Annotated in this window: 9 protein-coding genes; 7 read left to right on the top strand and 2 right to left on the bottom strand. The window is 62.0% G+C overall.

The window, feature by feature from the left end; translation table 11 throughout:
- The first annotated feature begins 42 nt into the window (after window positions 1-42).
- From JHD64_RS03425 to JHD64_RS03400, 6 genes are read left to right on the top strand one after another with little or no spacing between them, the layout of a single operon-like run.
- Window positions 43-1,176: an ABC transporter ATP-binding protein gene (locus JHD64_RS03425; protein ID WP_199052262.1), complete on the top strand. Its 1,134-nt coding sequence runs from the start codon at window positions 43-45 to the stop codon at window positions 1,174-1,176.
- The gene (locus JHD64_RS03420) at window positions 1,173-2,408 is read left to right on the top strand and encodes an ABC transporter substrate-binding protein (RefSeq protein WP_199052261.1); all 1,236 of its coding nucleotides are present in this window, start codon (window positions 1,173-1,175) and stop codon (window positions 2,406-2,408) included. The genes JHD64_RS03425 and JHD64_RS03420 overlap by 4 nt, the downstream gene beginning before the upstream one ends.
- 49 nt (window positions 2,409-2,457) lie before the next feature.
- Window positions 2,458-3,411, top strand: a complete 954-nt coding sequence (locus tag JHD64_RS03415; protein ID WP_082693308.1) for a carbohydrate ABC transporter permease — start codon at window positions 2,458-2,460, stop codon at window positions 3,409-3,411.
- Window positions 3,411-4,286 carry a carbohydrate ABC transporter permease gene (locus JHD64_RS03410; RefSeq protein WP_199052260.1) on the top strand — a complete coding sequence of 292 codons (876 nt, stop codon included), beginning with the start codon at window positions 3,411-3,413 and terminating at the stop codon, window positions 4,284-4,286. Before JHD64_RS03415 ends, JHD64_RS03410 begins: the two co-directional genes overlap by 1 nt.
- Window positions 4,283-5,002, top strand: a complete 720-nt coding sequence (locus JHD64_RS03405) for a GntR family transcriptional regulator (protein WP_199052259.1) — start codon at window positions 4,283-4,285, stop codon at window positions 5,000-5,002. Before JHD64_RS03410 ends, JHD64_RS03405 begins: the two co-directional genes overlap by 4 nt.
- Window positions 4,999-5,892, top strand: coding sequence for an SMP-30/gluconolactonase/LRE family protein (locus JHD64_RS03400; RefSeq protein ID WP_199052258.1), 894 nt, complete (start codon window positions 4,999-5,001; stop codon window positions 5,890-5,892). Before JHD64_RS03405 ends, JHD64_RS03400 begins: the two co-directional genes overlap by 4 nt.
- 57 nt (window positions 5,893-5,949) lie before the next feature.
- On the opposite strand, the gene JHD64_RS03395 is transcribed toward JHD64_RS03400, so the two are convergent.
- Both JHD64_RS03395 and JHD64_RS03390 read right to left on the bottom strand, forming a co-directional pair.
- Window positions 5,950-8,817, bottom strand: a complete 2,868-nt coding sequence (locus tag JHD64_RS03395) for an adenosylcobalamin-dependent ribonucleoside-diphosphate reductase (protein WP_199052257.1) — start codon at window positions 8,815-8,817, stop codon at window positions 5,950-5,952.
- A 231-nt stretch (window positions 8,818-9,048) separates the two neighbouring features.
- Complete coding sequence (locus JHD64_RS03390; protein WP_199052256.1) at window positions 9,049-12,378, bottom strand: DUF748 domain-containing protein; 3,330 nt, start codon at window positions 12,376-12,378, stop codon at window positions 9,049-9,051.
- 164 nt (window positions 12,379-12,542) lie between these two features.
- On the opposite strand from JHD64_RS03390, the gene earP reads away from it, so the two are divergent.
- Window positions 12,543-13,700, top strand: a complete 1,158-nt coding sequence (earP, locus tag JHD64_RS03385) for an elongation factor P maturation arginine rhamnosyltransferase EarP (RefSeq protein ID WP_199052255.1) — start codon at window positions 12,543-12,545, stop codon at window positions 13,698-13,700.
- Window positions 13,701-13,712 lie beyond the last annotated feature (12 nt).

Raw genomic sequence — 13,712 nt, 5'->3', positions numbered from 1 at the left:
GGCAATGCATGCCCCGCACCGTCAGGCAGCTGGAGGTACAGCATGGCTGAGGTCTGTCTGCGCGATCTGGTCAAGGTCTATGAACAACAGGTGGTGGTGCGCGGCATCAATCTCGAGATACCTGACGCTGCCTTCGTGGTGCTGGTCGGCCCTTCCGGCTGCGGCAAATCCACTACCCTGCGCATGATCGCCGGGCTGGAAAGCATCAGCCATGGCCAATTGCTGATCGACGGCAAACTGGCCAACGATCTGCCACCGCAGGAACGTGGCGTGGCCATGGTGTTCCAGTCCTATGCGCTCTATCCGCACATGACTGTGCAGGAAAACCTGGCTTTCTCGCTGAAGCTGGCGGGCATTTCCGCTGCCGAGCGGCAAGAGCGGATTGATGTCGCGGTAAAAACACTGGAGCTGGCACCTTACCTGACACGGCGGCCTGCCGAGCTGTCCGGTGGCCAGCGCCAGCGCGTCGCCATGGGACGTGCCATCGTGCGTGAGCCAAAGGTTTTTCTGTTTGACGAGCCGCTGTCCAATCTGGACGCCAAGCTGCGCAACCAGATGCGGGGGGAAATCAAGCGCCTGCAACACCGGCTCAAGGTCACCACCATCTATGTCACCCACGATCAGGTAGAGGCCATGACCCTGGCCGACATCATGGTGGTGATGCAAGACGGCGCCATCGTGCAGCAAGGCAGCCCGCTCGACATTTTCCAGAATCCGCTCAACCGCTTTGTCGCCAGCTTCATCGGTACGCCGCAGATGAACTTTTTTAACGGCGTGCTGCAACAAAATGGCGAGGACTGGCACTTTGTCTCACCCGCCTTCCGCATCCCGCTCGACCAGATGCGCTTTGCCGGCCAGTTGAGCGCTGACCGCCCGGTCTGCGCCGGCCTGCGTCCGGAGGACATCATTCCGCACTGGCCGGATGCAGCGCCGCCACAGGCGGAAACCTTTGCCGCCACCATCACCCTTTCCGAAATGCTGGGCAATGAAACCCTGCTGTTTGCCGACTCGGCCAGCGGCCCATTGATTGCCCGCCTGCAACAGGGCTGCCAGCTTGTTGATGGCCAGATGCTGCGTTTTTCCTTGCGTGCCAGCCATCTGCACCTATTCGACGCCAACAGCGGCATGTCACTGCGCGCCAGCGCCCCTCATGCCCAGGAGACCATCTCACCATGAAGCATCGAGCCTTGCTGCCTCTGCTGCTATCGGCCTGCTGCATGTACAGCACCACGGCGATGGCAAAAGAAGTGCAACTGTTCAATGACAAAGGCTTCTGGAGCGGGCCGCTGCAGACGGTGGCCAATGCAGCGCGTGCCGATGGCATCAATCTGAAGATTTCCCCTTATGCCAGTGCAGAACAATACAAAACCTTCATTCAGGCCTCGGTCGCTTCTGGCCGCACACCAGAGCTGTTTACCTGGTGGACCGGCGCATCACTGAACACGCTGGCAGCTACCGGACAGCTGGCACCACTGGGGGCACTGTGGCAGGAGATGGAGGCCGATGGCCGCTTCCAGCCGGGCGTCAAGGAGCTGTTCAGCGTGAACGGTCAGCCCTATGCCGTTCCTTTGCAGCTGTCACGCTGGGTGGTGTTGTACGACAAACGTGTATTTGCCCGCCTGGGCCTGAAACCGCCCGCCAGTTGGGCCGAACTGCAAACTGTGGCCGCGCGCATCAAAGCCGCTGGCCAGACACCGTTTCTGGCCACCACCCAGGATGGCTGGCGCGGCTTCATCTGGTTTCAGGAACTGCTGCTGCGCACCGACCCCAAGGCCTATACCGGCCTGAACAATGGCAGCGTGGCCTACGACAGCCCGGCGGTGCGCAATGTATTCAGGATATGGTCCGACATGTATGCCAAGGGCTGGTTTTCCGACCCGCGTTCCAATGAAGAAATCAACGACTTCGTCCGGGGCAAGGGCGTGATGTATCTGTTTGGAGAATGGGCGGTCGGCCTGCTGGACAAGGCTGGTTTCCCGCTCAAGGAACTGGGCGTGTTCATTCTGCCCAATGCCCCTGGTGTACAGCAGCCGGCCATCATCGTGGAAGGTGCGCCGATTGTGGCGTCCCGCAAGGGACTGGCCAATCCCGAAGTGATGAAGACGCTGCGTTTCTGGGTTTCCAATCAGGGTGCGCAAACCTGGGGCAAGGCTTCTGGCAACTATATCGGCAATGACAAGATCGCCGCGCCCAATGCCCTTATCAGCCAGGTCAACACACAGCTTGCGCAAAGACGACACACCCTGTTCCTGCGCTGGTGGGAAAGCGTGCCCAGCACGCTGCAAGGCGAGATGGTGGCGGAGTTCAACCGTTTCATGCTGAAACCGGACATGAGCACCGCCCAGCACGTCATGCAGCGCATGCAAAGCCTGAACGCGGCTTATTGGAGCAAGCGCAAAAAACCCTGACCCATCACCTGGCAACAGGCCAACCAGCCGCACTTCAACGGAGACCGGCATGAACCCGCTCATGCAGCACGATCAACAACTGCTAGCCCGTATCGGCCTGGCACACATCAAGGCGCGCGAACGTGCCCGGCAACGTCGCCAGCTGCGGGTGGCACTGCGCTTCATGGCCCCGGCCCTGCTGCTGGTGGGCGGCCTGCTGTTACTGCCGGTGCTGTACAACATCTGGCTCAGCTTCACCCAATGGCAATTGTTTGAGGGGCGCGACGATTTCGCTGGCTGGCAGAACTATATCCAGCTGTCGGACAACCCCTATTTTGACGAGGCGCTGGGCAATACCGCATTGTGGGTGGTGGCCTCGGTGCTGTTCCCGCTCAGCCTTGGTCTGGGCATGGCCTTGCTGTTTCGCCGGATGCCCGGTCAGGAATGGTTCAAATCCATCATTTTCCTGCCACGCATCCTCGCCCCTACCGCTGCGGGGGTGATGTGGTATTACGTCTATGCACCGCAAGGCATGCTCAACCAGATGCTGGGCGTGTTCACCAATATGCCGGTGGAAACCGGCTGGCTGTTTGAAGAACAGCTGGTCACGCCCGCCATCATCCTGGCCTTTGTCTGGCAAAGCTGCGGGCTGGTGATGGTCTTGTTGTTGCTCGGGCTGGCGGCGCTGCCGCGCGATCCGCTGGAAGCCGCCCGCATGGATGGTGCCGGTCCCTGGCCGCTGTTCCGCCACATCACCCTGCCCCTGCTCGCCCCCACCTTGCTGATGGTGGTGATTCTGTCGGTACTGGCCGGGTTTACCGTGTTCGATCTGCTGTGGGTGATGGGGGCGAACTATCCGCAACAGCGCACCCTGTCGCTGGCCGTGTTCATGTATTTCGAAGCCTTCCAGAAAAACAGCTGGGCCTTTGCCGCCGCCACCGCCGTGGTGATTGGAGGCGTGGTGCTGGCCGTTACCTGGCTCCAGACCCTATTGCAAGCCCGTGCAGACAGGATGGTGCGCTGATGCAAAACCTATCACCACAAGAGCTGGCGTGGATTGCCACGGCCAGGCCGCCCACCCCCTCGCCGCTACGCTGGGGCAAGGCCCTGTGCGGCTTGGCCCTGGCCTTGCTCTGGCTGCTGCCCTTCAGCTATGTGCTGCTGGCCATTTTCAAATCCAGCGCTGAATACGCCGCCAGCGCACCGCTTTCCCTGCCCGCCAGTGCGGCCCCCCTGCTGGACAATATCCGCATGGCCTGGGAGCAAGCAGGCATGGCGCAGGCCATGCTCAACTCCACCCTGTATGCCGGCATCGGTGCCGCCCTCGCGGTGCTGCTGGGGGCCATGGCAGCCTATCCACTGGCGCGCATGCGTTTTCCGCTACGCAATCTGTGGTTTCTGCTGCTGTTTGCCGGTACGGTGTTTCCCTTCCAGATGTATCTGATTCCGCTGTTCTTTGGCTTCCAGTGGGCAGAGCTGCTGGATACCCGTCTGGGCATGTGCCTGCTGTACACCGCCATCTGCATTCCTTTCCCGGTGCTGGTATTGCGCAATTACATGCAGAACCTCAGCCTGGAAATCGACCAGGCAGCCCGGCTGGATGGCGCGTCGGAGTTGATACTGTTCTGGCGCATCATCCTGCCCAATCTGCGCGGTCCGATGTCGGCAGTGTTCCTGCTGCAATTCACCTGGATCTGGAACGACATGCTGTTTTCCTCGGTGCTGGGCAATAGCCCGGAAACCCGCTCCATCATGAATGCCTTGCTGGTATTTCAGGGCAGTTATGCGCAAAGCGGCCCCAATATCATGCTGACCGCTGCCGTGCTGGCCTCGCTGCCCACCTTGCTACTGTTTGTGCTGCTGCGCCGTCAGTTCATGCAAGGCCTGCGTGTATCATGAGCCAGCCCCCAGCCCTGGGCACGCTCAAGCCCTTTGTGCCGGATCTGCGCCAGCCGCTGGCGCGCCAGCTCTACCAGTTGTTGCTGGAGCGGATTTGTCGCTTTGAACTGGAACCGGGCCAGCTGATATCCGAAGCCTCCCTTTCCGCCACCCTGGGTGTCAGCCGCACCCCGGTGCGCGAGGCAGTCGCCAGGCTGGCCGAACAGGGCCTGGTGGAAGTCCTGCCACAGCGGGGCAGCCGCGTGCTGCCCTTGCGGCGCAGTGATCTGGAGAAATCGCAATTCATGCGCGAGGCACTGGAAACCGCCATGCTGCGCAAAGTGATGGCCATACCGGAGCGGCACTTCCTGCTGATGCAGCTGGACAAGGAGATCACCCTGCAGCGCACCTATCTGCAAGTGGGCGACCTGGAGCGTTTTTATCAATCGGACGAGGATTTTCACCGCCATATCGCCATGTTTGCCGCTTGTGGCCCCATCATCGAGGAGATCGCCCGCGTCAAGGTGCACATGGACCGCTTCCGGCAATTGACGGTGTCCTCGGTGGAAGATCTGGCCATGGTCATCACCCAGCACCAAGCCATTCGCCAAACCATTGCCGGTACCGACAGCGCTGCGGCCGAAGCCTGCCTGCAGCAGCATCTGCGGCGTATCTTCTCTTTTCTGGAGCAGGCCCAGGGCCTGTTTCCACAGTACTTTGCCGAAGCACAGCCATGAAAACAGCCATCTGGGGCGAGCAACGCGACGAGGTGGGGGAAAGCCCGTTCTGGGATGCCGGGCACGGCTGCCTGTGGTCGGTGGACATGACAGCACAGGCCATCCGCCGCCGCTGGCCCGATGGCCGTACCGACAGCTTTCCCACTGCCGAACTGCCTGCGGCACTGGCACTCAACCCGCAGGGAGACAGCGCTGTGGTGGCCTTCGCCAGCGGCACTGCACTCTGGACACCCGCCGAAGGTATCCGCCACTGGCTGACCCGGCCGGAATCCGCGCCGCTGCTGCGGCTGAACGAGGGCAAATGTGACCCGGCCGGACGTTTCTGGGTGGCCAGCATGGAAAACAATCTGGACCAGCATGGCCAGCCACGCGCCACATCCAGCTTTGCCGGTCGTCTGTGGCGCACCTGCGGGCGGCAGGCCATCGCCTTCAGCGCTGCCGAATTCGGCTGCCCCAATACCATGGCCTGGTCACCCGACCAGCGCTACTTTTATGCTGGCGACAGCCAACGCAATGCCATCTGGGTGTGGCACTACGACGCAACATCCGGCGACATCAGCCAGCGCCGTATCTTGCAGCAGGGTGGACCTGGCATTCCCGATGGTTCCGCCATGGATGAGGATGGCTGTTTGTGGACAGCCCGCTTTGGCGCGGGCTGCATTGTGCGGACCACGCCAGGCGGCAAAACCGACCGCATCATTCCGCTGCCGCTATGCAACCCAACCAGCTGTACCTTTGGCAATGCCGATGGCGGCAGTCGGCTGGATACCCTGCTGATCACCTCGGCCCGCTTTGGCCTGAGCCAACCCGGACCACTAGATGGCGCAGTACTGGCCATGCACACCGGCCACTGCGGTCTGCCGGAGAACCGCTATCAGGACGATGGCTGAGGCTCAAGCCTGCAGGCAGGTCAGCTTACAGACCGACCCACCCGCAAGCACTACACCTTAACCACAAGCCCCGACATGACCGCAGGCGGTGCAGAATTCGCAACCGTCCTTCTTGATCAGCGCATGGTTACCGCATTCCGGGCAGGGCTTGCCGGACAAGGGTTTCAGGGCTGGCTGGGCGGCGGTTTCCGGGCTGAACAGATCGCTCTGCTCCGGCACCATCACCCCCATGTCCTCCAGCGGCACGCCATCGCGGGTCAGCACGCCCAGCATGGCATAGCGATGAATCATCAGCTGCGCCATATAGGCCACGGTGGAGGGCCAGCTTTGCGACTTTTCCTGGCCGGGAATGCGGGCAAAGAAATCGCCTTGCGGCTCGGCATAGGTCAACAGCTTGCGCAGCTTCATGCCTATCCAGGCCGGGTCGATCACCCGCATGTCCAGCGACAGCATCTTGCACAGGCCATCCAGCTCGCGCGGGTAATTACCAGCCAGCCACACCGAATACGGGCGACGCTGGCCATTGGGCAATACCAGTTCCTTGAGGAAAAGCACGAAATCGTCACCGGTTTGCGGATTGGCCACATCCACCGACCAGCTCATGGTGCCATCGGTGCCGGACTTGGGTTCCTTGCGGGCAAACAGCGCATCCATCACCGGGGTGGGTTCGTGCTGCTCGGCGGTGAGTGCGCCCAGTTGCTCCACGCGGTGACGCACCACCTGGCCCAGCGCCGCGGCGGCCGATGTGGCGTACACCGTGCGCTCACCCAGCTCGAACACATAACGCTTGTCGCCATTGGTATGCGACAGCGCGTCCAGCTTGGCGGCCAGCCAGGCGTGGTCGCGGCAGCGCATGTCCATGGACAGGGTCTTGGCGATGGCACCCAGGCCACGCTGTTCTTCGGTGGCATTCACCCAGCACTCGAACGGCGTGATGCGACCGTTTTCCACATGGCCCACCACCACGGCGAAATCACCGGCCGGGCCTTCCACCATATAGGTCCAGGACGGGTTGCCTTCCTTCAGCTTGGGCCGGTTTGGCCATTTCAGGCTGGCCAAGGCCGGGCTGGGTGCGGTATTCAGGGTGATGCGGCGGTCCGGATCGCCATCCTGACTGGCCGACAGGTCTTGCGGCGCTTCCTTGGCACTTTCCTTGGCCGGCTCGATGGACAAGACCGAACCGAGCACGCTATTGGGGCGATAGGTGGTGATACCCTTCAGGCCATTACGCCAGGCTTCCAGATACAGGCTTTCGAAATCGGCAAACGGGTAATCCGCCGGCACATTCACCGTCTTGGAAATGGCGGTGTCGATATACGGTGCTACGGCGGCCACCATGCGCATATGATCCAGCGCGCTCATTTCCAGCGCCGAGACAAAGTAGTCCGGCAGCGCCTGGGTATCGCCCCCCTGCATGCGATACACGCGATAAGCATGGTCTTCCACCAGGTATTCCTGGGTGCTGCCATCGGCCATGCGCTTTTTGCGGGTATAGAACCAGGAGAACGGCGGCTCGATACCGTTACTGGCATTGTCGGCAAACGCCAGCGAAATGGTGCCGGTGGGAGCGATGGACAACAGGTGGGAATTGCGGATGCCGTGCTTGCGGATACGGGCCTTGATGCTGTCCGGCAGACGGCTGGCGCAATGCGGCTCAGCCAGGTACTGCTCGGCATCGAACAGCGGGAAAGCGCCCTTCTCGATGGCCAGATCCACCGAGGCATCGTAGGCTGCATCGCGCATGGCTTCCGAAATGCGCGCAGCAAAGCGACGGCCCTCTTCGCTGTCGTAGCGGATTTTCAGCATGATCAAGGCATCGCCCAAGCCGGTGAAACCCAGGCCGACGCGGCGCTTGGACTGCGCTTCGCGCTCCTGCTCCTTGAGCGGCCACACGGTCAGGTCCAGCACATTGTCCAGCATGCGGATGGACATGCGTACCACGCTGTCGAAAGCGGCGAAATCGAAGCTGGGCTTGGCACCAAACGGTTGACGCACGTATTTGCACAGATTCACCGAACCCAGATCGCAGCAGCCGTAGTCCGGCAGCGGCTGCTCGCCGCAGGGGTTGGTGGATTCAATCACTTCGCAATAGGACAGATTGTTGTCCTGGTTGATCCTGGACATGAACAGCACGCCCGGCTCGGCGTGGTCATAGGTGGATGCCATGATCTGCTGCCACAGCGCGCGTGCCGGAATGGTGCGATACACCCACAGGCCGTCCGCGCGCTGGTAGTGGCCGGGGAAGGCGTCGGTAGATGGTTCCACGCTGTGGGTCAGCTCCCACTCGGCATCCGCCTCCACCGCGCGCATGAAGTCATCCGACACGCCCACCGAAATATTGAAATTGCGCAGATCGCCCTTGTCCTTGGCATGGATGAAGTCTTCCACGTCCGGATGGCTGATATCCAGCACGCCCATTTGCGCGCCACGGCGGGCACCGGCTGACTCCACCGTTTCGCAGCTGCGGTCGAACACCCGCATATAGGACACGGGCCCGGAAGCGCGGCTATTGGTGCCCTTCACCCGTGCGCCCTTGGGGCGGATGCGCGAGAAGTTGTAACCGACGCCTCCACCACGACGCATGGTTTCGGCGGCTTGCAGCAGGGCTTCGTAGATGCCGACCTTGCCATTCGAGGGCTCGGAGACCGAATCACCCACCGGCTGCACAAAGCAGTTGATCAGCGTGGCGCGCAGCGCGGTGCCGGCGGCGGAATTGATGCGGCCACCGGGAATGAAGCCATTGTCCAGTGCCTGGAAAAACAGCGGCTCGAAGCGGGCCGGGTCCTGCTCCAGCGCCGCCAGTGCGCGCGCTACCCGTTGTCTGACCTCGCTGACACTCTGTTCATCGCCCTTGGCATACTTTTCCAGCAAGACCTCACGCGAGATGTCCTGCTCCAGCATGACCGCACTGTTTTCACGCTTCATTCCGGCCCCTCGATTCCTGATTTATTTGAGAATTGTCCTGATTACCGCAGTCGCATCGACTAGACAGTTTAACCGCTGCCAGGGCATTACGCCGCCCCTTCGCCCACGGCTCTGCCGATGAGGCGGCTGCCCATTCTTACGCAAAACTCACAATATGTGGCAAAAGAAAACGGCGTACTACACCATATGTAGTTACGCCGTTTATTGATGGACATCAAGCCGAATTAGCGTCTACTTGCTGCCCAGCTTGATGCCGATGGCGATGCCGTCCCGTTCGGCGCGGGTTTTGGCGGCTTCGCCCAGTGTGATGCGTGCGGCCAAAGTGTTGTCAATCCGCATCATCACCTTGCGGGCATTTTCGGCACGTTGCTGCGCCAGTGCCTGCAAGGCGGCATCGTCCACTTTCTCGGCCGCAATCAGCTCGCCACGCAACAGCTTGGCCAGTGCACTGCCCGCCGGACCACCCGGATTGAGGGTATGGCCCATCAGCTTGAGACGGCCCAGGCGCTTGGCATACACCGTCTTGATGGCATCCAGCATGGCCGGGTCGGCCATGTCGGGCAGCGGCAGCGGTTCGCCCGGCAACAGGCTGCGCCCGGCGGCCTGCAGGATGGCGCTGTCGATGCGGGCACGGGCCAGCTCCTTGCTGTCGACCGCCGGATCAAAACTGCCGGCAAGCTGCAACTGCATCTTGGGCCGCTTGGCCATTACCGCAGCCACCTTTTCCAGCTTCTCGCGCTCCGGCGGTGCCACATTGGCCTCACCCGGAATGAAGTAGACATTGTCGAAGCCATCGCCACCCAGCAACGCACCCAGGGCACGGAACGGGGCGGTGACCACCTTGGTCAGCACATTCACCAGCGCCTTCCACACGATCTGGCCATAGCTGAACTGCGGGTCATCCAGGCTGCCGGATACCGGCAAATCCAGATCGATCTTGCCGTCGCTATCCTCCAGCAAGGCCACGGCCAACCGCAGCGGCAGGTGGGTACCCTTGTAGTCCGGCACCTCGTCACCCAGCTGGATGGTGTTGATCACCACCCGGTTCTGCCCCTTCATCTGGCGGTGGTCCAGCAGATAGTGCAGGTCGACGGTGAGCCGGCCATCATTGATGCGCCAGCCGGCAAAGGTGGTGGCATAGGGGTTGAGGTTGTTGAGCAGAATATTGCGGAATGACAGCGTGACATCGGTATTGTCGGTCACCGCCAGCGGGGCCAGCACGCCGCGTACCCGCACATCACCATACTGGTCGACATCGCCATCCAGCGTGATGGTGCCGGTGCGGCCGGGGCGGGTGGACAGGCCCTGGATCGAACCGCGCAGGTGGTGCATCTGGGTGGCAAAGTTCGGCTGCATGCTCTGGTCGGCAAACTGCACCTTGCTGCGGTTCAGATGAATGCTGCGGATTTCCACTGGCGGCATGCTGCTGGCCGCTGCTGGCTTGGCGGCCGCTGCGGTTTTCGGCGCAGCCGCGGCCTTGGCGGCAAAAATGCGCTGCCAGTTGAGCTGGCGCTGGGCGTCCAGAATCAATCTGGCAGACAGTTCTTCCAGCTGCACATCCTGTACCGCCACGCTGAGCGGCAAGGCCTGGGTGCTCTGGGCACGGATACCGTTGACCCGCAGATTGCGCCAGCCCAGCAGCGGCAGTTTCTCACCCGGCTCCATGATGGCCAGGCTGCTGATGCCGGCAGTACCGGCCACTTTCCAGCCTTTGCTCGCCGACTCCACATCCAGCTGGGCATTCAGCTGGCCGCCATTCATGCGCAGCGGCGTGCCGGACAAACCATACGGTGCAAACGGTGCCAGCGGCAGGGCCTGGGCATTCACCTTGCCCTTGATGGCTGCAGTGGCCGGGTCCAGCTGCAATGCGGCCTTGAGCTGGCCGGACTCCAGCTGGCCGGCCAGTTCCAGCGCCAGCTGGCCGGCAGCATCAGGCTGCAAGGTGGCGTTCAGCGCGCGCAGCGTGGCACTGACCGGTCGCGCCAGGGTCTGGTCGCTCCAGCCCAGCTGGCCATCCGTCAGCTTGACCGCAGGATAATGCAGCTGCCAGCCTGGCTGGCTCTTGCCGTCGGCGCTTGCCGGCTGGCTGGCTGGCGGATTGACCTTGCCGCGGGCAAACAGCCGGGCCAGGTTTAACTGCCCCTGCTTGTTGCGTTCCACAGCCACGCGCAGGCCCTGCAAATCCAGCGCACCCGGCTCGATCAGCAGACCATGCTGCACAATGCGCGAAGGCTGCAGCGTGGCCTTGGCCAGGCTGATCTGTTCTTCCCGCTCGCCATTACCCAGCTTGATGTCAGCCAGCTCGGCCGCCAGCCGGTCGACGCTGAAGCCCTGTCTGGGGTCCAGCGCAAAACGGGCATGCAATAGCGGCAAGGAGGCTGACAGCTGCAAGGGCGTGGTGAAACCGGCATCGGTCAGCCGGTATTGCCAGTTGGCCAGCTTGATATCGTCCACCGTGATGGACCATGGCGACGGCGCATTCTGGTGCGCGGGCTGGGCCGCTGCGCTGGCCGGCTGTTGCGGCAAGGCCATCATCCAGTCGATCACACCATTCTGCATGCGCATTGCATCCAGGCTGCCGCCCTCCAGCGCCACTTGCTTGATCGCCAGGCGGCTGCCCTGCAGATCAAAGCTGCCACCACTGACATTGAGGGTGGGCAGGGAAAAATGGTGCTGGCTGGCCGGTGCCTGCATCAGCAAGCCCTTGAGCTGGGCATTGAAGGGGCTGATCTGCAGCTGGGCGCGCTTGCCGCTCATATCGAAGTGATAACTGGCCTGGGCCGACAGCTCGCCTTGCGGCTTGGCGATATTGAACTGCGGCTTGATGTAGTCCCACACGCTGGCCAGGGTAAAGCCGCGGATGCTGGCTTGACCGGTCGATTGCAAAGGCTGCAATTGCAGGCTGCCCTTCCAGTCCAGCTGGGTGCCATCCCCCAGGGCGGCATGCAGGCGATAGCCACCGGCTTCCGGCAGGGTGGAAATATCCGTCAGCGACAGATTCAGTGGCGAAACCTTGAACTGCTCCTTGCTGCCGGCCAGCTGGTCATTGACCATGATCTGGCCATTGCGGATGGCCAGTGCCTGCAGCAGGAATGTTGGTGTGGTGCTGTCCTGTTTTTTCGGCTGGGGCGGGCCGCTGGCATCGCTGATGAAGCGCGCCCAGTTCCACTGCCCTTGCCCGTCACGCTTGACCCATAGCCTGGGCGCGTCCATCGCGAATTCCGACAGCTGCCAGCGCCCCAGCAACAGCGCGGTGGGGTCGAAATCGACATAGACCCGGTCGGCGGCGAACAGCGGCTCACCCTTGCCCTCGGCCAGTTGCAGCCGGCGGATTTCCACCGCCATTTTCCACGGATTGATGGACACTTCGCCCAGGCTCAGCTGGCGACCGATGCCAGCAGCCCATTTGCTGGCCTGGCTTTGTACGATGCCCGGCGCAATACCCGCCAGAAAGCCCCAGCACAGCACGATGATGCCAAGCAGGCCGGCCAGCCAGCGCCGCCAGCGCGCAGCCTTGCCTGGCAAGGGGGGATTTCCAGAATTCTGATCAGTTGTGCTCATGGCGTTCTTCTTGTAGGCATTAGCTTTCATTTTAACTGTTTTATCAAATAGTGTTACCCGCATGTTGTTAGCAAAGTTGTTGGCACGCCTGACCGGCAGCCACAGCCGCACAGGCCGCAGCAGCGCGTGCTATGCTGCGCCTGCCCTCATTTCATCATGCCGCCATGCCACAGACCGCACGCCTCAGCTGGGATATTTTCTGTACCGTCATCGACAACTACGGTGATATCGGGGTGGCCTGGCGACTGGCCCGCCGGCTGGCTCATGACTTTGGCCACCCGGTGCGGCTGTGGGTGGATGATCTGGCCAGTTTTGCCCGCATCGCCCCCTTGCTGGACCCGGCCAGCCCACAACAGCTGGTGGACGATATCGACATCCGCCGCTGGGAGCCGCACGACAGCTTTGCCGGCTACCAGCCGGCACGGGTGGTGATCGAGGCCTTTGGCTGCCGCCTGCCCGACACCGTGGAACAAGCCATGGCAGGGGCTGACATCAGGCCGGTGTGGATCAATCTGGAATACCTGTCGGCGGAAGACTGGGTGGAAGGCTGCCATGGCATGGCCTCGCCCCACCCGCGCCTGCCCTTGACCAAGTACTTTTTCTTTCCCGGTTTCAGCGCTAGCACCGGCGGCCTGCTATGCGAGGATGGCCTGATCGCCACCCGTCAGCGCTGGCAACAAGACAAGCTGGCGCAACGCGCCTTCTGGCAGATGTTCGATATTCCGGAAAAGCAGCCGGAGGAGTGGCGCATCAGCCTGTTTGCCTATGAAAACCCGGCGGCACGCGAGTTGCTGGAGTACTGGACAGGCAGCCCGCTGCCGGTGCACTGCATGGTGCCGGAGGGCAAGGTGCTGGCCGATGTCGAGGCAGTGCTGGGGCGGCCGCTGCAGGCCGGACAGCATGCCACACGCGGCGCGCTGACCGTGCATGTGCTGCCGATGACCGATCAGGACAGTTACGATCTGACCCTGTGGTCTTGCGATATCAACTTCGTGCGCGGCGAGGACAGCTTCGTCCGGGCACAATGGGCGGGCCGGCCCTTCATCTGGCATATCTATCCGCAAGACGATGCGGCGCACATGGTGAAGCTTGATGCCTTTTTGTCACACTACTGCCGAGGCATTGACGCGGAAACCGCCAGCGCCCTGCAGGCGGCAAGCCATGCCTGGAACCATGGCCAGGGCATGGTGGCAGCGTGGCAGCAGCTGGAAAAGTGCCTGCCGCAATGGCATCAGCACAGCCGCAACTGGCCGGACAAGTTGCTCGAGCAAGGAGACTTGGGGATGCGGCTGGTGCAATTCATAGAAAACCAGCTAGAATAGCCCGTTTTTCGG

It is taken from the genome of Aquitalea sp. ASV15 (assembly GCF_016429115.1).
Taxonomy (GTDB): domain Bacteria; phylum Pseudomonadota; class Gammaproteobacteria; order Burkholderiales; family Chromobacteriaceae; genus Aquitalea; species Aquitalea magnusonii.
The sequence above is the reverse complement of the archived record's forward strand: the minus strand, read 5'-3'. Positions and strand labels throughout refer to the sequence as shown.

Coding starts and splice junctions, on each gene's coding strand:
- JHD64_RS03425 (WP_199052262.1), top strand. CDS start 43: ATGGCTGAGGTCTGTCTGCGCGATCTGGTCAAGGTCTATGAACAACAG.
- JHD64_RS03420 (WP_199052261.1), top strand. CDS start 1,173: ATGAAGCATCGAGCCTTGCTGCCTCTGCTGCTATCGGCCTGCTGCATG.
- JHD64_RS03415 (WP_082693308.1), top strand. CDS start 2,458: ATGAACCCGCTCATGCAGCACGATCAACAACTGCTAGCCCGTATCGGC.
- JHD64_RS03410 (WP_199052260.1), top strand. CDS start 3,411: ATGCAAAACCTATCACCACAAGAGCTGGCGTGGATTGCCACGGCCAGG.
- JHD64_RS03405 (WP_199052259.1), top strand. CDS start 4,283: ATGAGCCAGCCCCCAGCCCTGGGCACGCTCAAGCCCTTTGTGCCGGAT.
- JHD64_RS03400 (WP_199052258.1), top strand. CDS start 4,999: ATGAAAACAGCCATCTGGGGCGAGCAACGCGACGAGGTGGGGGAAAGC.
- JHD64_RS03395 (WP_199052257.1), bottom strand. CDS start 8,817: ATGAAGCGTGAAAACAGTGCGGTCATGCTGGAGCAGGACATCTCGCGT.
- JHD64_RS03390 (WP_199052256.1), bottom strand. CDS start 12,378: ATGAGCACAACTGATCAGAATTCTGGAAATCCCCCCTTGCCAGGCAAG.
- earP (WP_199052255.1), top strand. CDS start 12,543: ATGCCACAGACCGCACGCCTCAGCTGGGATATTTTCTGTACCGTCATC.